Raw genomic sequence first — 26259 nt, 5'->3', positions numbered from 1 at the left:
CGATGGCCACTGCGCGCATCCCTGCAGAGGAGAGGCTCTTCAGCCTCGTTCTGGCTCTGCTAGCCACGGATTCTGGGCTCACAAAGCACGAGATTCTTTCGACCGTGCAGGGATACGCGCAGCGCTTCGTCGCGGGCGGCGATAACGCCACACTCGAGCGACAGTTCGAGCGCGACAAAGACGAGATCCGCGAGCTCGGCGTGCCGCTTGAGACGGTGGAGGCCGCGGGGGAGCCGGGCAACAATCAGAACCTGCGCTATCGCATCCCGCGCGGTGAGTATGAGTTCCCCACCGATGTGACGTTCTCGCCAGAAGAGACCACGCTGCTCAATCTCGCCGCCGTCGTGTGGCGGGAGGGATCCATGTCGGCCGAATCGGCGCGGGCACTGCTCAAGCTGCGCTCTCTCGGGCTTTCGCCGACCGAACCCGTCGTGGGCTACGCCCCCAGGGTCAGGGTGAGGGATGCCGCCTTCGAGCCGCTCTCGATCGCGCTGCAAAAGAGCGTGGCCGTAACGTTCTCTTATCTCAAGCCGGGCCAGGCCACGGCATCCGAACGCACCGTCGAACCGCTCGCCCTCTTCCAGCACGAGGGCCGCTGGCACCTGTTCGCTCGGGTGCCCGGCAGCAACGACACCCGCACCTACCTCTTGCGACGCATTGTCAGCAAGGTTGCCATTCTCGCTAAGCAGTTCGTTCCTCCCGCAGGCGATCAGGCTGCGCTCGGCCTCGCCGGCGTCAACGAGGTGTGGAACTCCCACGTCGCCGAAGTGCGCGTGGAACCCGATTCGGATGCCGAAACGCGCCTTCTCCGCCGACGCGGTTCGGCAGCCAGCGAGGGGAACAACGTCACGCTGCACTATGCCGATGCGGCAATCCTCGCCGACGAGCTCGCCGCAATGGGCCCCGAAGTGCTCGTGATCTCGCCCCCCGAACTGCGCGCCGCCGTTCGAGAGCGCCTCAGAACGGTACGAGCACAGCACGAGGGGGACAGCTGATGGCCGAGAACAAGCGGGCGCCGCGCGCTCGGGTGCCTCAGGCGGGCGACAAGCTCGCGTTCTTGCTGGTTCTTGTGCCCTACCTCATGGAGCAGGGTCGCATCAGCGTCGCTGAGGTCGCAGCCCATTTCGGTGTCAGCGAGTCTCAGGTGCGCGATGCGGTCAAGCTCATCGCGGTTTCGGGCATCCCGGGAGAGACGGGCACTTACCAGCACGGCGATCTCTTCGATCTCGCGTGGGACGACTTCAGCGACAACGACGAGATCGTGCTCACGAATCTCGTTGCCATCGACGATGCCCCGCGCTTTTCCGCTCGCGAAGCGGCAGCGCTCATCGCCGGCCTTCAATACCTTTCGGCGCTGCCGGAGAACGCCGACATTGGCCTGATCTCCGCGCTTATGGCCAAACTGTCGCGCGGTGCTTCGGCCACTCCGAGCCCCGTGGCGGTGGAGGGGTCCGAGTCGAGCGAGACGCTCAGGGTCATTCGCGATGCCGTGACGCGCGGTTTGCAGCTCGAGTTCGACTACATCGACTGGAAGGGCGAGCGAGCGTCCCGAAGGGTCGACCCTCTCCGGGTCGAGTCGCTCGACGCCGACTGGTATTTGCGGGCGTGGGATCATGTGCGCGAATCCACGAGAACGTTTCGGCTTGACCGCATTATCGACCCCGTTGTCTCGGACCAGCCCGTTTCTCCCGACACTCGCGACATCCTGCTCGGAGATTCGCTGTTCGAGGGGTCAAGCGACGACATCCCCGTAACCCTCGAGGTTGCCTCCGCCGTTCTGCCTCTTCTGGCCGATTTCAGCCCGTCCGAACCAGAAACGGTCGCACCGGATGTTGTGCGCACGACGGTTGTCGTGCCCCATTACCACAGGCTTAAACGCCTGGTCGCGGGCATGCCGGGCACCGTGCGCGTCGTTGCCCCGGCAGATGCCCGTGCCGCCGTGGCAGACTGGGTTCGACGTGCCGAATCTCGCTATGACGCAGATTCAGGCCAGTGACGTAGACTTTCTACCCACACCCTTCCTGAAAGAAGAGACTCATGCCCGCAAACCTCGGCGGATGGACCGGACTACTTCTGGTCCTCATCGTTCTCGTACTCTTCGCTGCCCCGAAGCTGCCTAGCATTGCCAAGAGTGTCGCTCAGTCGATGAACATCTTCAAGAGCGAGATGAGCTCAAACAAGAAGGACGCTAAGGACGAGGCAGCGGCGCCCACCGACGAGAACGCTCCAAAGAACTGAGTTCCATGGCTGCGCCGAAACGCGGGCAGCGAGATCGCGAGGGGCGAATGCCCCTGGTTTCGCACCTGCTTGAGTTCCGGCGCCGGCTTTTCATCTCCGCCGGCGCCATCATTGCGTTGTCCGTCGGCGGGTTCTTCGTCGCGGACTGGGTCTGGGCCCAGCTTCAAGCTCCTCTGCTGATTGTGGCCGAGGAGCAGGGCCGCACCGCAGAGGTCGCCTACACCTACCTCACCGAAGCATTCGATACCCGACTGCAGATCGCTTTCACCGTCGGCCTCGTAGCATCGAGCCCCGTCTGGCTCTATCAGATTTGGGCCTTCTTTATGCCTGCACTCCACAAGAACGAAAAGCGCTTTGCGTTGGGCTTTGTGCTCACGGCAGTTCCGCTGTTCTTGGCCGGATGCTTCGTGGGCTGGCTCGTTCTGCCCAACATGGTGGATCTGCTCGTGCGCTTCGCCGCCGAGGGAGCAGCAACTCTGCTGCAGGCCAAGGTGTATCTCGATTTTTCGCTCAAGCTCCTCATCGCGGTGGGAATCGCGTTTGTTATGCCGGTCTTTCTCGTGCTGCTCAACTTCGCCGACGTCATCAGCGCGAAGCAAATCCTCAAGTCGTGGCGCATCGCCGTCGTCGTGATCTCCGCCTTCGCGGCCTTCGCCACTCCTGCCGCCGACGTCGTCTCGATGGTGCTTCTCATCATCCCGATGGTCGCGCTGTATCTGGTCTCAGCCGGCATCGCTTGGTTGAGCGACAAGCGCAAGGCCAAGCGCAACGCTGAGTTTTTAGGAACGGCCACTGCATGATCGACCCAGGATCCCCGGGGTTGTCCCCGGCTGAACGCTATGCGGCCTCCCGGCTGCGCGAGTCGGCACCGCACCTCGACGCGTTCCGCGAGGGTCTCGCCTTCGATATGGACCCGTTCCAGCTCGAAGCGGCCGCAGCTCTCGAACGCGGCGAAAGCGTTCTCGTCGCCGCCCCTACGGGCGCAGGCAAGACGATCGTCGCCGAGTATGCCGTCTACCTCGCAATGCAGAGGCCGCGGGCAAAGGTCTTTTATACGGCGCCCATGAAAGCCCTGAGCAACCAAAAGTTTCAGGAGTTCGTCGCGGCTTACGGTGCTGACAATGTGGGTCTTCTCACGGGGGACACCAACATCAACTCCGGTGCTCGCATCGTGGTGATGACGACCGAGGTTCTGCGCAATATGCTCTACGCGGATTCCGATCTGCTGCGCGACCTCGATTTTGTCGTGATGGATGAGGTTCACTATCTTGCCGACCGCTTTCGCGGGGCAGTGTGGGAAGAAGTCATCATCCATCTGCCTCGCAATGTGCGACTCGTCTCCCTCAGCGCAACCGTGTCGAACGCCGAGGAGTTCGGCGATTGGCTTCAGGCCGTGCGGGGCGACACCGCGGTGATCGTTTCGGAAGAGCGCCCTGTGCCCCTCGACCAGCACGTTCTTGTGCGGTCCAAGCTGCTCGATCTCTTCGACTCCTCTGGCCAGGCGGCCACCCACAGGGTCAACCCAGAGCTCATGCGCCTTGCGTCATCCGGTGGCCGCGGCGGTCGTCCGCCTGAGCGCGGCAGGGCTCGCGGTCGTGATCGCAACCGCTACCACGCACGCGCCGCATTCAACGATGACAAGCTCAATCGCGCCGAGATCGTGCGTCTCCTCGGGTCGCAGAATCTCTTGCCCGCTATCTTCTTCATCTTCAGCCGGGTGGGATGTGACCAGGCCGTCGCTCAGGTTCTGCGGGCCGGGGTGCATCTCACCGAGAAGCACGAACGCGACGTCATCCGAGAGATCGTTGAAGAACGCTGCCGTGCGATCCCTGATGAAGATCTCGCGGTGCTGGGTTACTGGCAGTGGCTGGATGGTCTGGAGCGCGGCGTCGCGGCCCACCACGCGGGAATGCTGCCGGCGTTCAAAGAGGTCGTCGAGGAGCTGTTTCAAAAGAAGCTCGTCAAAGCCGTCTTTGCCACAGAGACTCTTGCGCTCGGCATCAATATGCCAGCGCGCACCGTCGTGCTGGAGAAGCTCGAGAAATTCAACGGTGAGGCCCGGGTGCCCATCACGCCGGGGGAGTACACCCAGCTCACCGGCCGCGCGGGCCGTCGCGGAATCGACGTCGAGGGCCATTCTGTTATTCAGTGGCAGAACGGAATCGACCCGCAGGCCGTGGCCTCCCTTGCCTCGCGCCGCACCTACCCGCTCAACTCGAGCTTCGCTCCCACGTACAACATGGCCGTGAACCTCATCGAGCAGTTCGGGCGGGAACGCACGCGAGACGTGCTCGAATCGTCATTCGCCCAGTTTCAGGCTGACCGTTCCGTTGTCGACATGGCCCGCAAGGTGCGCAGCCAAGAGGAGTCACTCGCGGGCTACGCCAAGGCAATGGAATGCCACCTGGGCGACTTTGCCGAGTATGCAAGCATCCGCCGTGAGCTCGGTGACCTCGAACGCAAGACCGTTCGCAGCGACGCGGGCTCCCGGGGAGAACGTGATCGTCGGCAGCGCCAGCTCACAGAGCTGCGCAAACGACTCAAGCAACATCCGTGCCACAGCTGCGCCGAAAGAGAGGCTCACGCGCGCTGGGCAGAGCGCTGGTGGCGGCTCAAGAAGCAGACGGATGAGCTGCGTCGCCAGGTTAAGACCCGCACGGGTGCCGTTGCCAAGGTGTTCGACCGGGTCACCGATGTGCTGCTCGAACTCGGCTATCTCACTCGCAATGAACACGGAGCAGTGGTCGTTGCCGAGGGCGGTCGCATCCTCAAACGCATCTACGGGGAGCGTGACCTTCTTGTAGCGGAATGCCTTCGCCGAGGGCTATGGAACGATCTCGATGTCGCTGGCATGGCGGCGATGGCGGCAGCGATTGTTTACGAGCCGCGCCGGGACGATGGTCAGGGGGATGAGCGTTCCCTGCCCAAGGGCTCGTTCCGTGCAGCACTCGACAACACGACCACCCTCTGGGCCAACCTCGACGACGTCGAGCGCGACCACCGTTTGCCCGGCACCAATCCCGTATCTCCGGGGCTGTCGATGGCCATGTACCGCTGGGCTCAGGGCGCTGCGCTGGATTCTGTCTTGATGGATGCCGAGCTCGCCGCTGGCGACTTCGTGCGCATGACTAAGCAGACCATCGACCTGCTCGACCAGCTCTCCATGGTTGCCGATGCGCCGGTTGGCCCGACGGCCCGCAAGGCGCTCGAATCCATTCGCCGCGGCATTGTCGCCTACTCGAGCGTGGGCTAATGGCGGCGAGCACCACCATAGAATCTGACGCACTGGGGCTTTCGGCGCGACGGCGAGGCGCAGGCTGGCTTGCCCTCCGCGTCGTCGTGGCCGTTCTCGGCGGTGCGCTCCTTGCAGCGGCCTTTCCTCCTCTGGGCTGGTGGCCACTGGCCGTGGTCGGCACAGCCCTCATCCTTGCCTCCCTGCGGTCAGCATCGATCGGTGCTGCACTAGTGATCGGCCTGCTCGGGGGTTTCGCCTTCTATGGCCTGCACGTCATGTGGCTCACGACCTACCTCGGGCCTGTGCCCTGGTTGGCCCTCGCTGGTCTTGAGTCGGTGTTTTTCGCCGGGGGAGCTGTGCTCATCGCCCTCGCTTGGCGATGGGTCACCCCTCTTGTCGACCACGCGGCGTGGAGGATGCTCGCTGTTCCAGCCCTCGTCGGCGGGGTGTGGGTCGCTCGCGAAGCGGTCGCGAGCGTGTGGCCCTACGGCGGATTCTCGTGGGGCAGGCTGGCCTTTTCCCAGTCAGAGAGCCCGCTCGGTGAGCTCGTGGCGTGGGTGGGATCATCCGGGCTGAGCTGGATAGTGGCATTTCTCGCGGCCATGCTCGTTCAAGCTGTCGCCGAGCGGAGCCTGCGCCCCCTGCCGAGATTCGCCCCCGTCGCCGTCGCCCTCGTCGTGGCTATCGGCTTCCCCGCGTTCCCCATTGCGTCTGATTCGACGGTTCGCGTCGGAGCGGTTCAGGGCAATGCGGATGCTGGGCTCTATTCAGATCGCCAGCGCGGCGACATCCTCGACGATCATTTGCAAGCAAGCCTGCCCATCCTCGATGAGGAGATCGACGTCATGGTCTGGCCCGAGAATGCGGCAGACCTCAACCCGCTTCGCTATCCCCAGGCGGCGGGGGTGCTCGACTTTGTCACAGAGCGGACCGGCGCGCCGCTCGTGGTCGGCACCATAACCGATGGCGAAGAAGACGAGACGTTCAATAGCTTGCTGCTCTGGGAACCGGGGGAGGGAGCCGTCGCGCAATACGACAAGATGCACCCTGTTCCGTTCGCGGAGTATCTGCCCGATCGCCAGTTCTGGTACCCGCTTGCCCCTGATCTGTTCGATCTCATTCCCCGGGACTATTCCATCGGCACGAGACCGAACGTCTTCGACATCGAGACGGCGCAGACCTCCATCCTCGCCGGTCTCGCGATCTGCTTCGACATTGTCGACGATGCCCTCATTCATCAGATGGTCGATGACGGCGCAGAGATCATCCTCGCGCCCACGAACAACGCCGATTTCGGCCGCAGTTCCGAGAGCATTCAGCAGCTCGCGATCGCCCGCATCCGCGCCATCGAGTACGGGCGCTCGGTCGTCAATATCTCCACGGTGGGGGTGAGCGCGATTATTTCACCAGAGGGGTCAACGCTTGCAGAGCTGACGCCGTTTGAGGCGGGTGCGATGGTCGAGGATGTTCCGCTCAGCACCGCAATTACCCCTGCGTCAGTCGCCGGAAAGCCGATTGAGATCACGGTCGCAGCCTTGGGCCTGCTATCCATCGTGTTCGGCGCAGTCGTTGCTCGTCGCCGCGCTTCGCGCTTCGGCGATCAGCGCTGAATCAGGGCTGAATCCGCGCTGCCCGGTACCGGACTTGCCGCACAGCGCAAAAAAGGCCCCGCAATCGCGGGGCCTTTGTCGTAGCCGAGATAGACGTCAGGCGCCGATCTTGTGCTGGCCCTTTCGTGCCCTCAAAAAGTCGAGCCGCTCCTGCAGCAGTTCTTCGAGTTCGGCACGGGTCCGACGCTCAAGAAGCATGTCCCAGTGAGTCCTGGCAACCTTCTCTTCGCCCACTTCACGCTCAACCAACTCGCCGTTGTCGGCAACAAGCCGACCCTCGGCTCCGGTTTTTGCGGATTCCCATTGGGTTGGAACTTCTGCTTCAGCAGAGAACGTCACCTCAAAGGTCGTTCCATCTGCCGAACGATATGTACTGGTCTTGCGCGGGGAGAAGGTAACGCCCTCTTCACTCTGAAGACTCTGTGATCCGAGTCTCATTCCGCGCAAACTGCGATCCGCCATTGTGTGGTCCCTCCTCGCGTTGCTCAAGTTATAAACCGCGAAGCTGGGAGAATCATTCCGTATGCGGCGCTTTACGAAGGGTTCACAGCCTACTCTCGGAATCCGTTGCGTTCCGCCACCAGCGCCAGCGCAAGGTCGGCGCGATCTGTAACGAGCCCGTCGACTCCCATGTCGAGGAGACGTCGCATATCGGCGGGATCATTGATGGTCCACACATGAACCTCGACCCCGGCGTTGCGCAGCATCCGCACCGAGCGGGGAGTGACGATTCGAACGGGACCGTAGCGCTCGGGAACCTGCACAGCACCCACCCCGCCCAGCGCTCGGGCGACCGCCGAAGTATTGCCGGTCCGAAGGGCAACGAGGGTGCGCGCGAGGATCGAGGACGACGCCGACGTCGCAACCCCTGGTAGCCCAGCAACCGCAGCCGCTCGCCTCTTTTCGTCGAACGAGGTCACCAAGACCCGATCCGTAGCATGGGCATCGAGTATCGCCCGAACGGTCGGCTCGATGGCCGCCGCCGACTTGACGTCGATGTTCACCCGGGCGTCGGGAAAGGCGTCGAGCATCTCGGCGAGACTGCTGAAGCTTTGTCCAGCGCCGAGGTTTACCTTGCGCAGCTCCGCCATCGTGAGCTGATCCACGCGAACGGAGCGGCCAGCCACCCTCGCGAGGTCCTCGTCGTGGCTAATGACGGCATGGCCGTCAGCCGATGCGTGGACATCGGTCTCAAGGTGGCGCACTCCCGCGCTCAACGCCTTAAGGAACGAAAGCAGGGTGTTCTCTGGCGCATCAACGGATAGCCCTCGGTGCGCGATGATTCGCGGGGTAGCGGGGGAGAAGTATCCCGCTGATGACTCAATACGCACTATGCGCCTTATTCCGTTCTGATCTTCTACTGCTGTTCAGGCGATCCGCTGCCTCGCACCGAAGCGCTGCCAAGAAATCCTTCCGCAATGCCCTTGAGTGACTCCGTGAGCTCGGAGGGAATGATCCAGAGCTTGCTCGCCTCACCCTCCGCGATCTTGGGCAGGGTTTGCAAGTACTGGTACGCGAGCAGCGGGGCGTCTGGTCGGCCTTCATGAATCGCCTGAAACACGGTCGTGATCGCCTCAGCCTCACCCTGTGCTCGAAGCACGGCCGCCTTGGCGTCGCCCTCAGCGGAGAGAATTGCCGCCTGGCGCGACCCCTCGGCCTGCAAAATGGCGGCCTGCTTCGTGCCTTCCGCGGTCAGGATTGCGGCTCGCTTATCGCGCTCCGCTCGCATCTGCTTCTCCATCGAGTCCTGAATGCTCAGGGGAGGGTCAATAGCCTTCAGCTCCACGCGACCAACGCGGATGCCCCACTTGCCTGTCGCTTCATCGAGCACAATGCGCAACTGCCCGTTGATGTTGTCGCGGCTCGTCAGGGCCTCTTCGAGGTTGAGACCACCGACAACGTTTCGCAGGGTCGTAGTCGTGAGCTGCTCAACCGCACCCAGGTAGTTGGCAATCTCATACGTGGCCGCCCGGGCATCCGTCACCTGAAAGTAAACGACAGTGTCGATCGAGACGACCAGGTTGTCCTCTGTAATCACGGGCTGGGGTGGGAACGACACAACCTGCTCCCGCATGTCGATCAGCGGTCGCATCCGGTCGATAAATGGCACCAGGATGTTGAGGCCCGGCTGCAGAGTCTTGTGGTATCGACCGAGGCGCTCGACCACAGCCGCCGTGGCTTGGGGCACAATTCGGATCGCGCGGAATAGCACGACAATCACGAAAACGCCCAGCACCACCAGAAGTGCAACGACAAAGAATTGCCCCACGAGGGCAGAAATATCAACCATGTGATTCCGTCCTTTCAACGGGGACAACCACAGCGGTCGACCCTTCTATTGCGGTCACAACAACATTCTCGCCCTCCACAACGACCGTCGACACGGTGAGCGGAGAGAGACGAGCGGTCCACGTCTCACCATTGGCAAGCCGCACCTGCCCTTTCGTCTCGTCGATCTCGACAACGACTCTGCCCTGCATTCCCATGAGCGCGGCGAGGTTGCTGGGAGTCGTGTCTTCGCCTTTGTGGAGCTTGGCTAAGAGCACGGGACGGATGAGCAAGATGAGCAGAACGGCGAGCACGGCTGCCACTGCAATCTGCAGCCACCACGGCCAACCGAGCAGGTTGGCACCGAGACCGCCGAGACCGCCAGCGGCGATCATCAAAAAGGTGAACTCGAGCGTGAACAATTCAATGATCACGGCCACGAGAATAAAGACGAGCCACACGATCCAGAGGTATTGCGTGAGGTCCACTGTCACGATGTCCATCCTGGGCTCCTTGCGAGTCGGTGTCCCCAGAAGTTATCACTGCCAGCATGCCGAGCGGCGGAGCGCAGTGCCTAGTTGGTAGTGTCGTCTGGCGTCGCCCAAGCGCCGTGATACCGCATTGACTTCAGGAGCATCACCGTGACCAACCCTCTCGCCCCCGGTTCCCTCAACGGCAAGCGCGCCCTCGTCACGGGGTCGTCCCGAGGCATCGGAGCCGATACGGTCACAATGCTCGCCGAGGCTGGCGCCCGTGTGGTCATCAACTTCCGCAACAAAGAGAAGCGCGCGCAGCAGCTCGCGGACAAGATCGCTGCGGCCGGGGGAGAGGCCATCGTCGTTGGCGCAGACCTCACGGATGCTGATTCGGTCGCCTCCATGGTTGCCGCGATCCGCGAGGCCTATGAGGGTCTCGACATCCTCGTTATGAATGCGTCTGGCGGCATGGAATCCGGCATGGCCGAGGATTACGCCATGCAGCTCAACCGCGATGCGCAGGTGGCTCTGCTCGACGCCGTCGTTCCGATCCTCGCTCCTGGTGCTCGTGTCGTATTCGTCACGAGCCACCAGGCCCACTTCATCCACACCGTTGAGACCATGCCGGAATACGTTCCGGTCGCGCTGAGCAAGCGCGCCGGCGAGGATGCTCTTCGCGCCAAGATCCCCGAGCTTGCGGAGAAGGGCATCGAGTTCGTCGTCGTCTCCGGCGACATGATCGAGGGCACCATCACGGCCACCCTTCTTGAGCGTGCCAACCCCGGAGCCATCGGTGCTCGCAAAGAAGCGGCGGGACGCCTCTACAACGTCAACGAGTTCGCCGCAGAGGTTGCCGCTGCCGCGGTCGAGCCGGTTCCCGAGAACAACACGCGCTATGTCGGCGACGTGAGCGACTTCGTAGGCGCATCGACCGGCGAATAACAGCGAGAGGACCTTGGGCATGAACCCTGCGGAGACTCGATCGTCCGAACTGCATGCGGCAGATCGGCACGATTTAATCCGCGTTCAGGGTGCGCGTGAGAACAACCTCAGGAACGTCTCGCTCGAAATCCCCAAGCGACGTCTAACGGTGTTCACCGGGGTCTCCGGTTCCGGCAAGAGTTCGCTCGTATTCGGCACGATAGCGGCCGAATCCCAGCGCATGATCAACGAGACATACAGCGCCTTCGTTCAGGGGTTTATGCCCAACCTGGCTCGGCCCGACGTCGACGTGCTCGAAGGGTTGACGACGGCCATCCTCGTTGACCAAGAGAGGATGGGCGCCAACTCACGGTCTACCGTCGGCACGGCTACCGACGTCAACGCGATGTTCCGCATCGTCTTCAGCAGGCTGGGGGAGCCGCACATCGGGTCCCCTCAGGCGTTCTCCTTCAATGTTGCCTCCGTGAGCGGGGCCGGGGCTGTGACTCTTGAGCGAGGCGGCCGAGAGATCAAGGAACGCCGTGAGTTCAGCGTCACGGGTGGCATGTGCCCCCGCTGTGAGGGGATGGGAACGATTAACGACATCGATCTCAGCCAGCTCTTTGACGACTCAAAATCTCTCAACGAAGGCGCCTTGACCATTCCGGGCTACACCGCCGACGGTTGGGGCGTCAAGATCTTCACGGGCTCCGGGTTTCTTGACCCCGACAAGCCCATCCGCGACTACAGCAAGCGCGAACTCAACGACTTTCTCTACAAAGAGCCTGTCAAGGTCAAGGTTTCCGACATCAACATGACCTATGAGGGCCTGATCCCCAAGGTGCAGAAGTCGTTCCTCTCCAAAGACCGTGAGGCGATGCAACCGCACATCCGCGCGTTTGTCGACCGCGCCGTCACGTTCACGACCTGCCCGGAATGTGGAGGAACCCGCCTCAACGAGGGGGCTCGCTCGTCTCGTATCAACGGCCTCAACATCGCTGAGGTCTGCGCAATGCAGATCAGCGACCTGGCCGAGTGGGTGCGCACTCTGCAAGAGCCGTCCATGGCTCCGCTGCTGGCATCGTTGCAGCACACGCTCGACTCTTTTGTCGAGATCGGGCTGGGATATCTCTCCCTCGACAGGCCGGCTGGCACGCTGTCTGGGGGAGAGGCGCAGCGCACCAAAATGATTCGCCACCTCGGCTCCTCGCTCACCGACGTAACGTATGTCTTCGATGAGCCAACGATCGGGCTGCATCCGCATGACATCCAGCGCATGAACCGCCTGCTTCTGGAACTGCGAGATAAGGGCAACACGGTTCTCGTGGTCGAGCACAAACCAGAGATGATCGTGATCGCCGACCACGCCGTCGACCTTGGGCCAGGAGCTGGCACGGCAGGAGGAGAAATCTGCTTCGAGGGGACGGTCGAGGGCCTCCGCGCGAGCGACACCCTCACGGGGCGCCACCTTGATGACCGGGCGGCGCTCAAGGATGCCGTGCGCACCCGCGCGGGCGCTCTTGAGGTTCGAGGCGCGACGGCCAACAATCTTCAGAATGTGGATGTCGACATCCCGCTCGGCGTTCTGGTCGTGATCACGGGGGTCGCCGGGTCGGGCAAGAGCTCGCTTGTGCACGGATCGATCCCCGCCAGCGACGAGGTAATTTCGATCGATCAGAGCACCATCAAGGGCTCCCGGAGAAGCAACCCGGCCACCTACACGGGCCTTTTAGAGCCCATCCGCAAGGCATTTGCCAAGGCGAACGGCGTCAAGCCAGCGCTCTTTAGCCCAAATTCCGAGGGTGCGTGCCCGAACTGCAACGGCGCAGGAGTCATCTACACCGACCTTGGCGTGATGGCCAGCGTTGCTTCGACGTGTGAGGTTTGCGAGGGCAAGCGATTCCAGGCCTCGGTGCTCGAGTACACCCTCGGCGGTCGCAATATCAGCGAGGTTCTCTCGATGCCGGCCTCAGAGGCTAAGGCGTTCTTCTCCGAGGGGGAGTCTCGCATTCCGGCCGCTCACACCATCCTGGAACGCCTCACGGACGTCGGCCTCGGCTACATCAGTCTCGGCCAGCCGCTCACGACCCTGTCGGGCGGAGAGCGTCAGCGCCTCAAGCTTGCGACCCAAATGGCCGAAAAGGGGTCGGTCTATGTTCTCGACGAGCCGACGACCGGGCTGCACCTTGCCGATGTTGAACAGCTCCTTGAGCTTCTCGACAAGCTCGTAGATTCGGGCAAATCGGTCATCGTCGTCGAGCACCACCAGGCTGTTATGGCCCACGCCGACTGGATTATCGATATCGGGCCCGGCGCCGGCCACGATGGCGGTCTCGTCGTCTTCGAGGGAACCCCAGCAGACCTTGTCGCAGCGAAATCTACCCTCACTGGCGAGCATCTGGCCAACTACGTCGGCGCTTAGGATGCCGCTGTGGCAGATTCAGCGAATCCGGTGATCAACCATCAACCCGGGCAGGTTCGAACCGCTCTCGCTAGGCGTTCCCCACCGCCGATAATGCACATTATGTCAAGTAGAGTTTGACAGCCCCACTTTTCGCGCAACGCGCGCAAAGATGCGCACATCAATTCCGCGCGCTCGGCCGTCCCGAATTTGGTCGACTTGAGATTCGAACTGTTCTGCAGACCGTATTGGATGACCGCTCAGGCGGCCTCATCCAATTCAGCCCGCATCGTAATCGCGCGCCTGAGGCGCGACCGAAACTTTAGGGCAATGTAGGCCAGCACGACGAGAGCCAGAATCCCGACCAACTGGACGAGCGCGAGGAACGGACTGCCCGCCTGCCCATTGCTAATCACGACGAAGGCGATGGCTATCAGAAATGCGGCAGCGCCGAGCGAACCAACGATCACATCTAGCCATAGCAGGGACGCAGGGGCGAGCACGGATCCACGGTAAATGCGGCACACGATCAGAGCGATCATCACCAGGGAAACTAGCCCGAGAACGGTGATGGCGGTGGCCAGCGCGAGCAACGGCATACGCAAGCCAGCGTATTCAGGAAGGCTCGCGGCAATATCCGCTGACAATCCCGGGAGAAGCGCAAGCGCGCCAATTCCAACAAAGAACAGTGCCCCCAGGGTGCACTCTATGACAATCATCAGCGTCAGGGAGAGTCGCGGCAGATTGGGGTTCATTTATTGATTATCGATAGAAATCGATCGATAATCAATAGGCTTAATCGCTAGGTACCGTGTCCACTCCCCCGGGCTGGGAACGTCGTCCTGCGACCACAGCAGGCCGATACCCGGTGGCAGGTTCCCCCGATCGAAGCAGTCCCCTAGCGCTCAGCGCCGGGCTGCCGAACGTGCTTGGGCTGACCAACCTCGTTGAGCGGCACGGCCTCTGGCAGCGGTGCGCCGTTCAGGTCGTCGACCGGGCACTCGAAGATCGTGTGCCCCTCAGAGTGGTCGACAACGTGCTCCCCCAGTGGATGCCCGCACACGGCACACGTCCAGTCCACGAGGTTGCGGTCGTTCTCGATGTGGCGTTCGGCGTCCCCCGGTTCGGGGCCCGGCGTCGGGCCATTCATCTCATCGTCGACAGAAACGGGGCGCGCAATCACCCAGTCGGCCAACGTCATCCGAGGGGCTCGCGGGTCGATCTTCTTATCCTGCTGAGTGTGTTGTTCTGCGGAACTCACGCCATCCTGGTCCATGGCCAGAGGGTACGTCCGCCGCGCTCACCGCACCAGCCCGCGAAGGCGCCGAGCCCCGCCGAGGGGCGCGAAATTCGCCGTTGCTGCGCCCCTGAGCACGCATTTGGCACCCCTCGCGCATCTCGGCGATCGGCGAGCCCTTCTCTACTTAGAGAGCGGAGGCCGCCGCCCAGGCAGCAAGTTTGGCGGATGCCGCGCCAGAATCGATCGCTGCAGCAGCAACATCGATCTTGGATCGGAACCGCTCGAGGATCGGCACCTGTGTCTGCGACGCATCCTGTGCCAAGTCCCACGCAATCAGCCCTGCTGCGGCGTTCAGGAGCACGATATCCCGCACCGGACCGGCCTCTCCCCCAGCGTGTTGCGGGCGATTGCAGCGTTGCGCACGCCATCGCCTCCGATGAGATCGTCGATCTTCGCCGTGGCGATGCCGAGGTCTCGGGGGTCGAGGTCGTGTTCGTGAACATCGCCGCGGGAGACCTCCCAAATGTGGCTGTGGCCCGTCGTCGTGAGCTCATCGAGTCCGTCATCCCCACGAAACACGAGTGCCGTCGCTCCCCTGGTGCGAAAAACGCCCACGAAAAGCGGCACCGTCTCAAGGTTTGCCACCCCGACCGCGGATGCCTCTGGCCGCGCAGGGTTACAGAGCGGCCCAAGAAAGTTGAAGACTGTGGGCACGCCGAGTTCCTTGCGCACGGCCGCCGCGTGGCGAAATCCCGGGTGAAAAAGAGATGCGAAGGCGAAGCCGATGCCCGTTTTCTCAAGAACCGCAAGAACTTTTTCTGGCGACTGCTGAAGATCGATGCCGAGCTCGGTGAGAACGTCAGACGCGCCCGACTGTGAGCTCACCGCACGGTTTCCATGCTTCAGAACTTTGGCGCCTGCTGCAGCGCAGACAATGCTCGCCATCGTTGAGATATTCACGGTTCCATAGCGGTCTCCCCCGGTTCCGACGATGTCGAGAACCATCGGATCCACGTCTAGAGGCACGGCATTCTCGAGAATCGCGTCGCGGAAACCTACGATCTCGTTGACCGTCTCGCCCTTGCGTCGCAGGGCAATAAGGAATCCCGCGAGCTGGGCAGGCGACGCCTCTCCGGCCATGATCTGCGCCATTGCCCAGGATGCCTCGCTAATGCTGAGGTCTTCTCCATCGAGCAACGTAGTGAGCAGGTGAGGCCAAGAAACGTTTGAGGACATGGCCAAAATCCTACCGACTGGCTAGGCACACCCTGCGGGATGACGACCTCGCCCCATTTTTCGGCCATAATGGGACTCGTGACCAGCACCTCAATAACCCATGCCCCAGGGGCCCCTGTCGTGAACAGGCCTAACGTCGTCGCGATCGGCACGATCGTCTGGCTGGGCAGCGAGGTCATGTTCTTCGCCGGCCTCTTTGCCATTTACTTCACTCTTCGCGGCACGTCCCCGGAGCTGTGGGCTGCAGAGACCGCCGTTCTCAACGTGCCCTTCGCGCTCACCATCACGATCATCCTCGTGCTTTCCTCCGTGACTGCTCAGTTCGGCGTCTTCGCCGCTGAGCGCATGCAGCCGCGCCGCACAGGCACGCTGCTGCAGATCGGCAAATGGGGAATGGTCGAGTGGTTCTTCCTCACCTACATCATGGGCGCGCTGTTCGTGACCGGCCAGGTGTTCGAGTATGCGACCCTCGTGAGCGAGCACATCGGGCTCCAGTCGAACTCGTATGGTTCCGCGTTCTACATCACCACCGGCTTCCACGGCCTGCACGTGATCGGTGGCCTCATCGCGTTCCTCTTCATCATCGGCCGCGCCTACGCGGTCAAGCACTTCGGGCACAAAGAAGCGACTAGCGCAATCGTCGTTTCGTACTACTGGCACTTCGTTGACGTGGTCTGGATCGGCCTGTTCCTGGTGATCTACGTTCTCAAATAGACGTAGCTCGCCCCCCTCCTCACACTGAATCTCGCAGATAAACGCAGAACGGGAAGTCCACAGCACCATGGGAATTGACTCGACTAAGCCGAACGGTCGTCGCACGCAAGTGGGACGTCGTCACCCCCTGGCGAGCGTCGCGCTCATCCTCGCCGGCCTTGTGGCCACCGGCGGCGCGTATGCACTCTTCACATCGACAGCCACGGCGGAGACCGCCAGCTCCGAGGTCGTGCATCAGCAGCTGGTCGACGAGGGTGAAGCACTCTTCGCCGCTAACTGCTCCAGCTGCCACGGTATGAACGGTGAGGGCACCGAAGAAGGCGTAAGCCTGTTCGGTGTCGGCGCTGCCGCTGTCGACTTCCAGGTCGGAACCGGCCGCATGCCGATGGCTGCCCAGGGACCGCAGGCAGAAAAGAAGCCCGTGCAGTTCTCTGACGAGCAGATTCTGGCACTCGCTACGTATGTTGCAGATTTCGCTCCCGGCCCCGAGATCCCCAACGAGGAGCTCCTCGACGGTTCAGACGCCGACCTCGCCAACGGTGGAGTTCTCTTCCGCATTAACTGCGCAATGTGCCACAACGTTGCCGGCGCTGGCGGCGCACTGACCGAGGGCAAGTTCGCTCCTTCGCTCCAGGGTGTTTCGTCGAAGCACATCTATGAGGCCATGGTGACCGGGCCCCAGAACATGCCGGTGTTCAACGACCTGAACCTCACTCCTGAGGACAAGGCAGATGTCATCGCTTACCTCAAGTTCCTCGAGGAGACCCCGTCAGTTGGCGGTTTCACCCTCGGGAGCCTCGGACCTGTCTCCGAAGGTCTCTTCATCTGGATCTTCGGTCTCGGCGCTGTCGTCGGCGTAACGGTGTGGATCGCCGCACGCGCCAACTAGGCACACAACTCCCACAAGTTCTCACATCATCACCACTGCACCACACAACGTGCCAATCGAAGGGAAGAGAATGGCAAAGCAGGACAACGGCGAGTCTCTCGCCGCTGCCGGCTCGGCTGTCGAGAAAAGCGGAGCCCCAGCGGTTTCGCCAGGCACGGCCGTCGTCGCCTCAGACGCGCTCACCAACCCGGGGCTCCCCCCACACAATCCTCGGGTAACAGACACCGACCCAGCCAAGGAGCGGCACGCTTCGCGACTGGTCGGTGGACTCTTCCTCCTGTCGATCGTGGGAAGCATCTTCGCGATCGTCGCGTACATCATCTTCCCGATCACCCCGGGCGACATGTTGTCGGTTCGACTGAACACGCTCTTCCTCGGGCTCGGCATCACGCTCGCACTGATTCCTCTCGGAATCGGCGCGATTTACTGGGCCAAGAACCTCATGAGTAGTCATGAGCTTGTCGAGATGCGCCACCCCACGCGCGGCACCGACGAGACCCGCGCTGCTGCAGCAAACATCTTCACCCTGGGCAACCAGGAGTCGGGCTTCACCCGTCGCAAGCTCATCCGCAACAGCCTCATCGGAGCACTTGCCGTGTTCCCGCTGCCGGCTATCGTGATGTTCCGCGACCTGGCGCCTGCAGAGGACCCCGTAGCTCTCTTCAAGCACACGATGTGGAAGAAGGGCACCCGTCTGGCAATTGACCCCTCGGGCGCTCCGATCAAGGCTGCGGATGTTACCCGCGGTTCTGTCTTCCATGTCATCCCCGCAGATCTGTACGACGCCGAGCACGTTCTCGACGAGAAGGCCAAGGCCGCCGTGCTTCTCATGCGCCTTGACCCGTCCGAACTCAACGAGCTCGAAGAGCGCAAGGAATGGTCGTACGACGGCATCGTCGCGTACTCCAAGATCTGCACCCATGTCGGTTGCCCCGTTGCCCTTTACGAGCAGCACACGCACCACCTGCTGTGCCCCTGCCACCAGTCGACGTTCGACGTGACCAACCACTGTGAGGTCATTTTCGGACCGGCAAAGCGGCCGCTCCCCCAGCTTCCTATCGCCGTGGACTCCGAGGGCTACCTCATTGCCCAAAGCGACTTCCTCGAGCCCGTTGGTCCTAGCTTCTGGGAGCGTTCCGTATGACAACCACAGCAACATCCGCGGCCGCAGAGGCGTCCGTGACTGAGAAGGCCCCCGTTGGCCGCGGAATGCGTTTCACTAGCGCTGCCGCCAGCTACATCGACGACCGCACGAGCATCTCGGGCCTGGTCAAGGAACTCGGTCGCAAGATCTTTCCTGACCACTGGTCTTTCATGCTCGGCGAGGTCGCCCTCTATAGCTTCGTTGTGATCCTGCTCTCGGGCACCTTCCTAACGTTCTTCTTCGACCCGTCGATGACCGAGATCCACTACGAGGGTTCGTATGTTCCCCTCAAGGGCGTCGAGATGTCTGCGGCTATGGCCTCGACACTCGATATCTCATTCGATATCCGTGGTGGCCTGCTTATGCGCCAGCTGCACCACTGGGCCGCTCTGCTCTTCGTAGCGTCCATCGGCCTACACATGCTCCGCGTCTTCTTCACGGGCGCATTCCGCAAGCCGCGCGAAATCAACTGGGTCATCGGCTTCGTTCTCTTCATCCTTGCGATGGCCGAGGGCTTCACCGGATACTCGCTTCCCGACGACCTGCTCTCGGGCAACGGTCTTCGCATCATCGACGGAATGCTCAAGGGCATCCCGATCGTGGGCACCTGGATCTCCTACCTGCTGTTCGGTGGCGAGTTCCCGGGAACCGAGATCGTGCCTCGCCTCTTCGTGCTGCACATCATGCTGCTTCCCGCGATCCTCATCGCGACCCTCGGCGTTCACCTGCTGCTGATGATTATCAACAAGCACACGCAGTTCGCTGGCCCCGGTCGCACCAACGACAACGTTGTTGGCGTGCCCGTGATGCCCGTGTTCGCAGCCAAGGCCGGCGGATTCTTCTTCGTCGTCTTCGGTGTGCTGGTGCTCATCGCGTCGTTCTTCTCCATCAACGCGGTCTGGGTCTATGGCCCTTACGACCCCTCCCCTGTTTCGGCCGGTACCCAGCCCGACTGGTACATCGGATTCGCCGATGGAGCGCTTCGACTCGTTCCCCCGGGATGGGAGTTCCTGCTCTTCGGCTACACCGTGTCGATGAACATCCTCGTCCCCCTCGTTGTCCTGGGTCTGTTTATCGTGATTGTTGCGATCTACCCCTTCATCGAGGCATGGGTCACGGGCGACCAGCGCGAGCACCACATCGCTCAGCGTCCCCGCAACGCGCCCACTCGCACGGCCATCGGTGCCGCGGGTGTCACGTTCTACGCGGTCATGTGGGCGGCAGCATCGTCCGACATCATGGCGACGCACTTCCATCTCACGATCGAGGGCATCACCCACGCGCTGCAGGCTCTGCTCTTTGTGGGTCCGGTGGTTGCCTACTTCGTGGCGAAGCGTGTCTGCCTGGCTCTGCAGAAGAAGGACCGCGAGATCGCCCTTCACGGCTTCGAGTCTGGTCGCATCGTGCGCTTGCCCGGTGGCGAGTACGTCGAGGTCCACCAGCCGCTGTCGGAGTACGAGCGCTGGCGTCTGGTCAGCTACGACGACTACAAGCCGCTGATGCTTCGCCCGAACGACCAGGGCAAGATCACAACCGGAATGCGCCTGCGTGCGGCGTTCTCCCGCTGGTTCTTCGAGGACAGGGTTTCGCCCCCGACTCGTACGGAACTCGAGCAGGGCGAACACCACTAGGTCGTTGCCTCATCCAGAGAATGCCCCCGCACATCGTGCGGGGGCATTCTTCGTTTGTGGCTGTGGCTGTGGCTGTGGCTGTGGCACAGAGTAGCGTTGATCCGTGCATGAAGCTCACACCATCACGACTCGGGCCTACACCCCGGATGACGCCGCAGCGACGCTGGGGATCTTTCTACGAGCGATCACAGAGATAGCTAGCGCCGACTACACAGCCCTGCAGATCCGCGCGTGGGCCGGACCAACGCGGCGGTCTTTGGCGTCGTGGCACGACGCACGGGCGGCAGCAGCAACCCTCGTTGCGGTGGCCGACGGGCAGATCGCAGGGTTTGCAGACGTCTCACCCAGGGGCTACGTGGACATGATGTTCGTAAGCCCTGATTCTGTGCGCCAGGGCGTCGGCTCCAGGCTGATGGTGGAACTATCCGAAAGGGCTGTACTAGCCGGAGCACACGAGCTCAGCACCAATGCGAGCATCACGGCTGTGCCGTTCTTCGAGCACCACGGCTTCACCGTGGTTGCGGAGCAGCATCCAGAGATTGCCGGGACACGGCTCACCAACTACCGCATGACTAAACGCCTGTTATGACTAAACGCCTGTTGCAGGCGAAGTCACGTATCAATGCTCGGTGTTGAAGACCTTCTTGAGGTAATCCGCTGTCGAGCGGTAGTCAAGACGGTCATAGAAGGCCGGTGCTCTGCGGCTGGCTACGATGAGCTCGCTGATGCCGCGACCGCGGCAGATGTCTTCAACAGCGGCCACGAGGCTGCTGCCGATCCCCCGTCGACCCCACGCGGCGTCGACGATGAGCTCCTGGATCTGAGCAGCGTCCTGCCGGGTATAGATGAGGCGTGCCACCGTCATGAGAGCGTAGCCGGCGACATGGCCGTCGACATCGGCGATGAGAAGAACGCTACGGTCCCCACCATCGACCGCCTCAGCGAAGGCGATGTCGAACGCCGGGCGGTCGACATCGTAGCGATCAGAGAGCTGGTTCACGAGCGCAAACACCGCAGCGGCATCCCCATGGGATGCCGCGCGGATGTTTGCGTTAGCGGGCGAAATTGCCGCGGTAGTACTCATAGACCCATCCGACGAGCGCGATGATTGTGATCGCCGCGCCAATGTAGCTGAGCCAGATTCCGATCGCGAATCCCAACATCAGGATTGATGCGCTGCCCGCGAGAGTGATGGGCCACCAGCTCCAGGGGCTGAAGTGTCCAAGCTCGGGGTCTCCGTCGTCGATGTTGGCGTCAAGGCGATCCTCGGGCAGCTCTCCGCCCTGCGACTTCTCCGACTTGGACACGTAGAAGGCGAGGAAGGCGGCGAGAACTGCACACAGAAGGATCGCAAGCGTGCCGACCCATTCAGGATGAGGAGGGGCTCCCGGGCCGCCAGCGAAGGTGCCGGTCGTCTCAAGGAGACGGGCAGACTCTGCCCAGGTCCAGCCGAGGTAGACCACGCCGACGATCAAGAAGAATACGGCGAGGACCCAGAAAATCCGTGCGTTGGTTTTCACGCTACTTACTTCACCTTCTCATCAGAGGCGTCAAAGACAGGGGCTTGCGGAGCATCCTTGCCCGGGCCGACTCCTACGGGGATTCCGGCCTCAGGGTGGTTGAGGTCGAACGCGGGAGACTCGGAGCGGATGCGGGGAATCGAGGTGAAGTTGTGGCGCGGCGGCGGGCACGAGGTGGCCCACTCGAGCGAGCGGCCGTAGCCCCACGGGTCGTTCACGGTGACCTTGGGCGCGTTACGCGCCGTGAGGTAAACGTTGAGCAAGAACGGGATCATCGAGGCGCCGAGGACCATTGCACCGACGGTCGACAACTGGTTCATCCACGTGTAGCCATCTTCAGGCTGGTAGACCGCGTAACGACGGGGCATACCAACTACGCCCAGCCAGTGCTGGATGAGGAAGGTCATGTGGAACCCGATGAACAACACCCAGAAGTGGATCTTGCCGAGCTTCTCGTTGAGCATCTTGCCGGTCCACTTTGGCCACCAGAAGTAGAACCCGGAGAACATCGCAAAGACGACGGTTCCGAAGACTACGTAGTGGAAGTGGGCGACAACGAAGTAGGTGTCGGAGACGTGGAAGTCCAGCGGCGGCGACGCGAGGATGACACCGGTGAGACCACCGAAGGTGAAGGTAACGAGGAATCCGATTGCCCACAGCATGGGGGTCTCGAACGTTACCGACCCTCGCCACATGGTTCCGACCCAGTTGAAGATCTTCACACCCGTTGGCACCGCAATGAGCATTGTCATGAGCGCGAAGAAGGGCAGGAGCACCGACCCCGTCACGTACATGTGGTGGGCCCACACGGTCACGGAAAGGGCAGCAATGGCGATCGTCGCGTAGACGAGGGTCTTGTATCCGAAGATCGGCTTGCGACTGAAGACCGGGAAGACCTCGGAGACGATGCCGAAGAACGGCAGCGCGATGATGTAGACCTCTGGGTGGCCGAAGAACCAGAACAGGTGCTGCCACAAGATGGCACCGCCTGCTTCGACGTTGTAGATGTGGGCGCCGAAGATTCTGTCCGCCGCGAGACCGAAGAGCGCAGCAGCAAGAACAGGGAACGCCATCAGAACCAGCAGGGACGTGACGAGCGTGTTCCAGGTGAAGATGGGCAGGCGCCACATCGTCATTCCGGGTGCTCGCATCGTGATGATCGTGGTGATGAAGTTGACGGCACCGAGAATGGTTCCGAAGCCGGAGATTGCGAGGCCGACAACCCAGAGGTTGCCTCCCGCACCCGGTGTAAAGGTCGTACTCGAAAGCGGCGTATAGGCGAACCAACCGAATGACGCCGCGCCCTGAGGGGTGAGGAATCCGGCGACGGCCATGAGGCTACCGAAGCTGTAGAGCCAGTATGCGAAGGCATTGAGTCGCGGGAACGCGACATCGGGCGCGCCGATCTGCAGCGGCATGAGCACGTTCGCGAAGCCAGCAAAAAGCGGCGTTGCGAACATGAGCAGCATGATCGTGCCGTGCATGGTGAACAGCTGGTTGTACTGCTCCTTGGTCTGGAGCAGGTCGACGCCGGGGGCGAAGAGCTGAGCGCGGATGATCAGTGCCATAACGCCACCGATGCAGAAGTACACGAAGGAGCTGATCAGATACATGTATCCGATCGTCTTGTGGTCGGTGGAGGTGATCCAGCTGACGACGATGTTGCCCTTGCGACGTGCGCTCGGTGAGACGGTGTGGCCGATGGTGGCGGCTCCCTCGGGAGCGGCCTCCTTGGTCTCGGTAGTGGTAGTCATCTCCGTGCCTTACTCTCCGCTGTCCAGCGGCTTGGTGCCGGGCAGGTTGCTGTTCGTGTTGTACTCGGCCCCGCGGGTGCCAGTCTGACCGGCGTCAACGAGGCTCTGGATGTAGTCGTCGTACTCAGCCTGCGAAACGACCTTCACCTTGAAGAGCATGAGCGAGTGGTACTCACCGCAGAACTCGGCGCACTTGCCCATGTACTCGCCCTCTTTTTCAGGAACGAAGTACATGTGGTTGCTCTTGCCGGGGACCGTGTCCTTCTTGTAAAGGAAGTCGACGACCCAGAAGGAGTGCACGACATCGCGGCTCTCCAGCACAATCTCCACGTTGGCGCCCACCGGAAGGTAGAGAACGGGGAGCTGGTCGTAGTCGATGTAAGGCGACTCGTCGGTCTCCTGGGCCTGCATGCCCTGGTAGTAAACGCCGTCGCCGTTAGGGCCCTCGTTGAGGTAGTTGAAGTCCCAGGCCCAGCGCTTGGCGTAGACCTCGACCGTGACATCAGCATCAGCCTCTGGCTGCTCGATCGCCGTCTGGTCCCGTGCCGTGAAGGCAAAGAATCCGACTACGAGGATGAGGGGGATCACCGTGTAGAGAATCTCAATCGGCATGTTGTAGCGAAGCTGGACGGGAAGACCCGTCTGGCCCTTGCGACGGCGGTACACCGCTGCTACCCAGAGGACGAGTCCCCAGGTGATCAGACCAACGACGAGGAGAACGATCCACGACGTTGTCCACAGACCGGCGATGCGGTCGGTGTGGTTGGTGATTCCGGGCTCCCCCGGAAGGTACCCACGGAGCTGGGCCTGGGTGCATCCTGCTAGGACTGCAACAAGTGTTGCTGCCAGGGGGATGGCAGCCCATCGAAGACGGCGGTTAGAACGCACCTGGGACCTCTCGGATGACACGGGACTGGATGAACTCAGTCTATTGACAGGAATCAGCCTACCGCTCTCTGGGGGTCCATCTGAACCGGGAAACGCCATCCGGGCAGCAAAAAGGGGAAGTCGCAAAGCGACTTCCCCTCAATGATCACGGGCGTGATCAACGTTTAGTGGAAGGAATCCCCACAAGCGCAGCTACCGCCAGCGTTCGGGTTGTCGATAGTGAATCCCTGCTTTTGGATTGTGTCTTCGAAATCGATGCTCGCCCCTTCGAGGTAGGGCACGCTCATCTTGTCGACGACGACCTCAACACCATCAAAATCGACGGTGGAGTCACCCTCGAGCAGGCGCTCGTCAAAGTAGAGCTGGTAGATGAGCCCCGAGCATCCGCCCGGCTGGACGGCAACGCGCAGGCGAAGGTCATCACGGCCCTCCTGCTCGTACAGGGACTTGACCTTTGCTGCTGCTGCATCGCTCAGGAGCACTCCGTGGCCGCTCTCGCTGGTCACTACGCCCGGGGATGCTGTCTGGGTCACTGTGGTGTCGGTCATGCCGCTCCTCATTCTTCTCAGCCCTATCGGGCCACTTCTTCTAGTGTAAGCACGCGACACGCGGGATGTATTCCCCCGCGTCGCACTCTCAGGCGCGGTTTTTGGCGTTGAGGCGAGCGAGCAGCAGGGCCTCCGTGAGAATGGCTCGCTCAAAAACACCCAAATGCAGTGACTCGTTGGGGCTGTGGGCCCTGGTGTCGGGGTCTTCGACGCCGGTAACGAGGATCTGAGCTTGGGGAAACACCTCGACGAGATCGGCGATGAACGGGATGGACCCACCAATGCCGGCAAGAACCGCTGGCGTGCCCCACGCATCCTCCATGGCCCGCGTGGCCTCGGCCACGGCCCAACCCTGCGTGTCGACGAGGAACGGGTTGCCAACTTCGACATCGCTCAGCGTGACCCGCGCACCGAATGGAGTGTTGTCGCGGATGTGACGCTCGATGGCCGCGTAGGCCTCCCCCGCGTCTTGCCCCGGGGCCACGCGCACGCTCACTCGAGCGCGCGCCATAGGCGTCAGAGTGTTGGATGCGTTCGCTACGGTCGGCGCGTCGATGCCGGTGATCGTAATTGCCGGGCCTGCCCACAACCGGGAAAGGATGCTTCCGCTGCCGACGGGGCGCACACCGTCGAGCAGGCCAGCATCACGCCGGAGTGTCTCTTCCGAGTATTCGGGAGTCTCCATGGGGTGGGTGGTCAGACCATCGACGGCGACCGAGCCGTCGTCGGTGTGGAACGAAGAAAGAAGACGGGTGAGCGCCATCATGGCGTCAGGCACGGCTCCCCCGAACATTCCCGAGTGGGATGCGTGCTCGAGCGTGCGCACCTCGAGGACCGCCGCGACGTTGCCCCGCAGCGAAACCGTCAGGGAGGGGGTCGTCACATTCCAGTTATCGGAATCGGCGACAACAATCACATCGGCGGCAAGCTCAGCGCGGTGCTGAGTGAGGAAGTTGGCGAACGACGGCGAACCTGACTCCTCTTCTCCCTCAATGAAGACGGCAATGCCGAGGTCGACGTCGTTATCGAGCGCCTCGAAGAGGGCTCGAATGGCAGCGACATGCGCGATGACTCCGGCCTTGTCGTCGGCGGTGCCCCGTCCGTAGAGACGCTCCCCCCGCAGGGCCGGCTCAAACGGCGGGGAATCCCAGTCGGTGTCGTCTCCGGGCGGCTGGACATCGTGGTGTGCATAGAGCAGAACGGTCGGCGCGCCAGCTTTGGCTGCACGCGTCGCGAGAACCGCAGGCTTTCCGTGGGCCTCGCCATCGCCAATCGGGGCGCTAGAAACGACAACAGAGTCGAATACGCCTAGATCGCGCAGGTGTTCTGCGACCGCATCCGCGCTCTGCGAGACAAATGCTGGGTCAAACGCCGGCCATGAAACTGACGGGATTCGAACCAGTCCAGTAAGGTCGGCAATCGCGGCGGGCAGGCCGGCAGAAACGATGCCGCGGAGCTCGCGCGCGAAGTCGTCTGCCGATGCCCCTGAACCTGTGATGTCCATTGATGTCATGCAGGTAATCTTAAGCAGACGACTACGCAAGGA

General features: G+C 62.1%; 25 protein-coding genes and 1 pseudogene. 13 read left to right on the top strand and 13 right to left on the bottom strand.

The features are described from left to right. The first annotated feature begins 2 nt into the window (after nt 1-2). The 6 genes from C2138_RS06010 to lnt are packed head-to-tail and all read left to right on the top strand — an operon-like array spanning nt 3 to nt 7083. Nucleotides 3-995 (top strand): helix-turn-helix transcriptional regulator, encoded by a 993-nt coding sequence (locus tag C2138_RS06010; protein WP_108516297.1) that lies wholly within the window; start codon nt 3-5, stop codon nt 993-995. After that, on the top strand, nt 995-1996 hold the full coding sequence (locus C2138_RS06005; protein WP_108516295.1) for a helix-turn-helix transcriptional regulator: 1002 nt from the start codon (nt 995-997) through the stop codon (nt 1994-1996). Before C2138_RS06010 ends, C2138_RS06005 begins: the two co-directional genes overlap by 1 nt. A gap of 41 nt (nt 1997-2037) precedes the next feature. Next, nucleotides 2038-2238, top strand: coding sequence for a twin-arginine translocase TatA/TatE family subunit (locus C2138_RS06000; protein WP_108516293.1), 201 nt, complete (start codon nt 2038-2040; stop codon nt 2236-2238). Between the two features lie 47 nt (nt 2239-2285). Beyond that, nucleotides 2286-3038, top strand: coding sequence for a twin-arginine translocase subunit TatC (tatC, locus tag C2138_RS05995; protein ID WP_108518875.1), 753 nt, complete (start codon nt 2286-2288; stop codon nt 3036-3038). Next, nucleotides 3035-5491 (top strand): DEAD/DEAH box helicase, encoded by a 2457-nt coding sequence (locus tag C2138_RS05990; RefSeq protein ID WP_108516291.1) that lies wholly within the window; start codon nt 3035-3037, stop codon nt 5489-5491. The genes tatC and C2138_RS05990 overlap by 4 nt, the downstream gene beginning before the upstream one ends. Beyond that, nucleotides 5491-7083, top strand: coding sequence for an apolipoprotein N-acyltransferase (gene lnt / locus C2138_RS05985; protein WP_108516290.1), 1593 nt, complete (start codon nt 5491-5493; stop codon nt 7081-7083). Before C2138_RS05990 ends, lnt begins: the two co-directional genes overlap by 1 nt. Before the next feature lie 96 nt (nt 7084-7179). Here the strand turns inward: lnt and C2138_RS05980 are convergent, their stop codons facing one another. The 4 genes from C2138_RS05980 to C2138_RS05965 all read right to left on the bottom strand — a co-directional run bounded on the left by C2138_RS05980 (nt 7180) and on the right by C2138_RS05965 (nt 9854). Further along, nucleotides 7180-7545 carry an RNA polymerase-binding protein RbpA gene (locus C2138_RS05980; RefSeq protein ID WP_108516288.1) on the bottom strand — a complete coding sequence of 122 codons (366 nt, stop codon included), beginning with the start codon at nt 7543-7545 and terminating at the stop codon, nt 7180-7182. 89 nt (nt 7546-7634) lie between these two features. Further along, nucleotides 7635-8414, bottom strand: coding sequence for a glycerophosphodiester phosphodiesterase family protein (locus C2138_RS05975; protein ID WP_241961200.1), 780 nt, complete (start codon nt 8412-8414; stop codon nt 7635-7637). A gap of 26 nt (nt 8415-8440) precedes the next feature. Then, nucleotides 8441-9373 (bottom strand): SPFH domain-containing protein, encoded by a 933-nt coding sequence (locus tag C2138_RS05970; RefSeq protein WP_108516286.1) that lies wholly within the window; start codon nt 9371-9373, stop codon nt 8441-8443. Next, nucleotides 9366-9854, bottom strand: coding sequence for an NfeD family protein (locus C2138_RS05965; protein ID WP_233245421.1), 489 nt, complete (start codon nt 9852-9854; stop codon nt 9366-9368). The genes C2138_RS05970 and C2138_RS05965 overlap by 8 nt, the downstream gene beginning before the upstream one ends. A gap of 138 nt (nt 9855-9992) precedes the next feature. On the opposite strand from C2138_RS05965, the gene C2138_RS05960 reads away from it, so the two are divergent. Together C2138_RS05960 and C2138_RS05955 are read left to right on the top strand one after the other, a co-directional pair. After that, complete coding sequence (locus tag C2138_RS05960) at nt 9993-10769, top strand: SDR family oxidoreductase (protein WP_108516284.1); 777 nt, start codon at nt 9993-9995, stop codon at nt 10767-10769. 19 nt (nt 10770-10788) lie between these two features. Next, complete coding sequence (locus C2138_RS05955; RefSeq protein WP_108516282.1) at nt 10789-13170, top strand: ATP-binding cassette domain-containing protein; 2382 nt, start codon at nt 10789-10791, stop codon at nt 13168-13170. A gap of 239 nt (nt 13171-13409) precedes the next feature. On the opposite strand, the gene C2138_RS05950 is transcribed toward C2138_RS05955, so the two are convergent. From C2138_RS05950 to trpD, 3 genes and pseudogenes are all read right to left on the bottom strand, one after another. Further along, entirely contained in the window at nt 13410-13904 is a 495-nt protein-coding gene (locus tag C2138_RS05950) for a DUF2975 domain-containing protein (protein WP_108516280.1), read from the bottom strand. 143 nt (nt 13905-14047) lie between these two features. Next, a complete protein-coding gene (locus tag C2138_RS05945; RefSeq protein WP_146181246.1) occupies nt 14048-14425 on the bottom strand; it encodes a hypothetical protein in 378 nt (125 codons plus the stop codon). Between the two features lie 148 nt (nt 14426-14573). Then, a pseudogene (gene trpD, locus C2138_RS05940) lies at nt 14574-15625 on the bottom strand (anthranilate phosphoribosyltransferase). 69 nt (nt 15626-15694) lie between these two features. Here trpD and ctaE point away from each other — a divergent pair. The 5 genes from ctaE to C2138_RS05915 all read left to right on the top strand — a co-directional run bounded on the left by ctaE (nt 15695) and on the right by C2138_RS05915 (nt 20592). Continuing rightward, on the top strand, nt 15695-16339 hold the full coding sequence (gene ctaE / locus C2138_RS05935) for an aa3-type cytochrome oxidase subunit III (RefSeq protein WP_108516276.1): 645 nt from the start codon (nt 15695-15697) through the stop codon (nt 16337-16339). 67 nt (nt 16340-16406) lie between these two features. Next, the gene (qcrC, locus tag C2138_RS05930) at nt 16407-17228 is read left to right on the top strand and encodes a cytochrome bc1 complex diheme cytochrome c subunit (protein WP_108516274.1); all 822 of its coding nucleotides are present in this window, start codon (nt 16407-16409) and stop codon (nt 17226-17228) included. Between the two features lie 70 nt (nt 17229-17298). Continuing rightward, nucleotides 17299-18372, top strand: a complete 1074-nt coding sequence (qcrA, locus tag C2138_RS05925) for a cytochrome bc1 complex Rieske iron-sulfur subunit (RefSeq protein ID WP_108516272.1) — start codon at nt 17299-17301, stop codon at nt 18370-18372. Then, complete coding sequence (gene qcrB / locus C2138_RS05920) at nt 18369-20003, top strand: cytochrome bc1 complex cytochrome b subunit (protein ID WP_108516270.1); 1635 nt, start codon at nt 18369-18371, stop codon at nt 20001-20003. Before qcrA ends, qcrB begins: the two co-directional genes overlap by 4 nt. A gap of 103 nt (nt 20004-20106) precedes the next feature. Beyond that, nucleotides 20107-20592 (top strand): GNAT family N-acetyltransferase, encoded by a 486-nt coding sequence (locus tag C2138_RS05915; protein ID WP_108516268.1) that lies wholly within the window; start codon nt 20107-20109, stop codon nt 20590-20592. Nucleotides 20593-20622: 30 nt separating this feature from the next. On the opposite strand, the gene C2138_RS05910 is transcribed toward C2138_RS05915, so the two are convergent. The 6 genes from C2138_RS05910 to C2138_RS05885 form a co-directional block, all read right to left on the bottom strand. Continuing rightward, nucleotides 20623-21087 carry a GNAT family N-acetyltransferase gene (locus C2138_RS05910; RefSeq protein ID WP_108516266.1) on the bottom strand — a complete coding sequence of 155 codons (465 nt, stop codon included), beginning with the start codon at nt 21085-21087 and terminating at the stop codon, nt 20623-20625. Next, nucleotides 21056-21523 carry a cytochrome c oxidase subunit 4 gene (locus C2138_RS05905; protein ID WP_108516265.1) on the bottom strand — a complete coding sequence of 156 codons (468 nt, stop codon included), beginning with the start codon at nt 21521-21523 and terminating at the stop codon, nt 21056-21058. Before C2138_RS05905 ends, C2138_RS05910 begins: the two co-directional genes overlap by 32 nt. A 5-nt stretch (nt 21524-21528) precedes the next feature. Further along, nucleotides 21529-23277 (bottom strand): aa3-type cytochrome oxidase subunit I, encoded by a 1749-nt coding sequence (gene ctaD, locus C2138_RS05900; RefSeq protein ID WP_108516263.1) that lies wholly within the window; start codon nt 23275-23277, stop codon nt 21529-21531. Between the two features lie 9 nt (nt 23278-23286). Next, nucleotides 23287-24165 (bottom strand): aa3-type cytochrome oxidase subunit II, encoded by an 879-nt coding sequence (gene ctaC / locus C2138_RS05895; protein ID WP_199220393.1) that lies wholly within the window; start codon nt 24163-24165, stop codon nt 23287-23289. A gap of 164 nt (nt 24166-24329) precedes the next feature. Continuing rightward, a complete protein-coding gene (erpA, locus tag C2138_RS05890; RefSeq protein WP_108516259.1) occupies nt 24330-24713 on the bottom strand; it encodes an iron-sulfur cluster insertion protein ErpA in 384 nt (127 codons plus the stop codon). 88 nt (nt 24714-24801) lie between these two features. Beyond that, a complete protein-coding gene (locus tag C2138_RS05885; RefSeq protein ID WP_108516258.1) occupies nt 24802-26226 on the bottom strand; it encodes a dipeptidase in 1425 nt (474 codons plus the stop codon). Between the last annotated feature and the right edge of the window lie 33 nt (nt 26227-26259).

Origin of the sequence: Salinibacterium hongtaonis, from assembly GCF_003065485.1 — a bacterium.
GTDB lineage: Bacteria > Actinomycetota > Actinomycetes > Actinomycetales > Microbacteriaceae > Homoserinimonas > Homoserinimonas hongtaonis.
Note: the sequence above shows the minus strand (reverse complement) of the source record. Positions and strands in the feature narration are given on the sequence as shown.

What these genes read in the sequence shown, in the direction of transcription:
- C2138_RS06010 (WP_108516297.1), top strand. Translation starts at nt 3, where the DNA reads ATGGCCACTGCGCGCATCCCTGCAGAGGAGAGGCTCTTCAGCCTCGTT.
- C2138_RS06005 (WP_108516295.1), top strand. Translation starts at nt 995, where the DNA reads ATGGCCGAGAACAAGCGGGCGCCGCGCGCTCGGGTGCCTCAGGCGGGC.
- C2138_RS06000 (WP_108516293.1), top strand. Translation starts at nt 2,038, where the DNA reads ATGCCCGCAAACCTCGGCGGATGGACCGGACTACTTCTGGTCCTCATC.
- tatC (WP_108518875.1), top strand. Translation starts at nt 2,286, where the DNA reads ATGCCCCTGGTTTCGCACCTGCTTGAGTTCCGGCGCCGGCTTTTCATC.
- C2138_RS05990 (WP_108516291.1), top strand. Translation starts at nt 3,035, where the DNA reads ATGATCGACCCAGGATCCCCGGGGTTGTCCCCGGCTGAACGCTATGCG.
- lnt (WP_108516290.1), top strand. Translation starts at nt 5,491, where the DNA reads ATGGCGGCGAGCACCACCATAGAATCTGACGCACTGGGGCTTTCGGCG.
- C2138_RS05980 (WP_108516288.1), bottom strand. Translation starts at nt 7,545, where the DNA reads ATGGCGGATCGCAGTTTGCGCGGAATGAGACTCGGATCACAGAGTCTT.
- C2138_RS05970 (WP_108516286.1), bottom strand. Translation starts at nt 9,373, where the DNA reads ATGGTTGATATTTCTGCCCTCGTGGGGCAATTCTTTGTCGTTGCACTT.
- C2138_RS05965 (WP_233245421.1), bottom strand. Translation starts at nt 9,854, where the DNA reads ATGGACATCGTGACAGTGGACCTCACGCAATACCTCTGGATCGTGTGG.
- C2138_RS05955 (WP_108516282.1), top strand. Translation starts at nt 10,789, where the DNA reads ATGAACCCTGCGGAGACTCGATCGTCCGAACTGCATGCGGCAGATCGG.
- C2138_RS05950 (WP_108516280.1), bottom strand. Translation starts at nt 13,904, where the DNA reads ATGAACCCCAATCTGCCGCGACTCTCCCTGACGCTGATGATTGTCATA.
- C2138_RS05945 (WP_146181246.1), bottom strand. Translation starts at nt 14,425, where the DNA reads ATGGACCAGGATGGCGTGAGTTCCGCAGAACAACACACTCAGCAGGAT.
- ctaE (WP_108516276.1), top strand. Translation starts at nt 15,695, where the DNA reads ATGGGACTCGTGACCAGCACCTCAATAACCCATGCCCCAGGGGCCCCT.
- qcrC (WP_108516274.1), top strand. Translation starts at nt 16,407, where the DNA reads ATGGGAATTGACTCGACTAAGCCGAACGGTCGTCGCACGCAAGTGGGA.
- qcrA (WP_108516272.1), top strand. Translation starts at nt 17,299, where the DNA reads ATGGCAAAGCAGGACAACGGCGAGTCTCTCGCCGCTGCCGGCTCGGCT.
- qcrB (WP_108516270.1), top strand. Translation starts at nt 18,369, where the DNA reads ATGACAACCACAGCAACATCCGCGGCCGCAGAGGCGTCCGTGACTGAG.
- C2138_RS05910 (WP_108516266.1), bottom strand. Translation starts at nt 21,087, where the DNA reads ATGAGTACTACCGCGGCAATTTCGCCCGCTAACGCAAACATCCGCGCG.
- ctaD (WP_108516263.1), bottom strand. Translation starts at nt 23,277, where the DNA reads ATGACTACCACTACCGAGACCAAGGAGGCCGCTCCCGAGGGAGCCGCC.
- erpA (WP_108516259.1), bottom strand. Translation starts at nt 24,713, where the DNA reads ATGACCGACACCACAGTGACCCAGACAGCATCCCCGGGCGTAGTGACC.
- C2138_RS05885 (WP_108516258.1), bottom strand. Translation starts at nt 26,226, where the DNA reads ATGACATCAATGGACATCACAGGTTCAGGGGCATCGGCAGACGACTTC.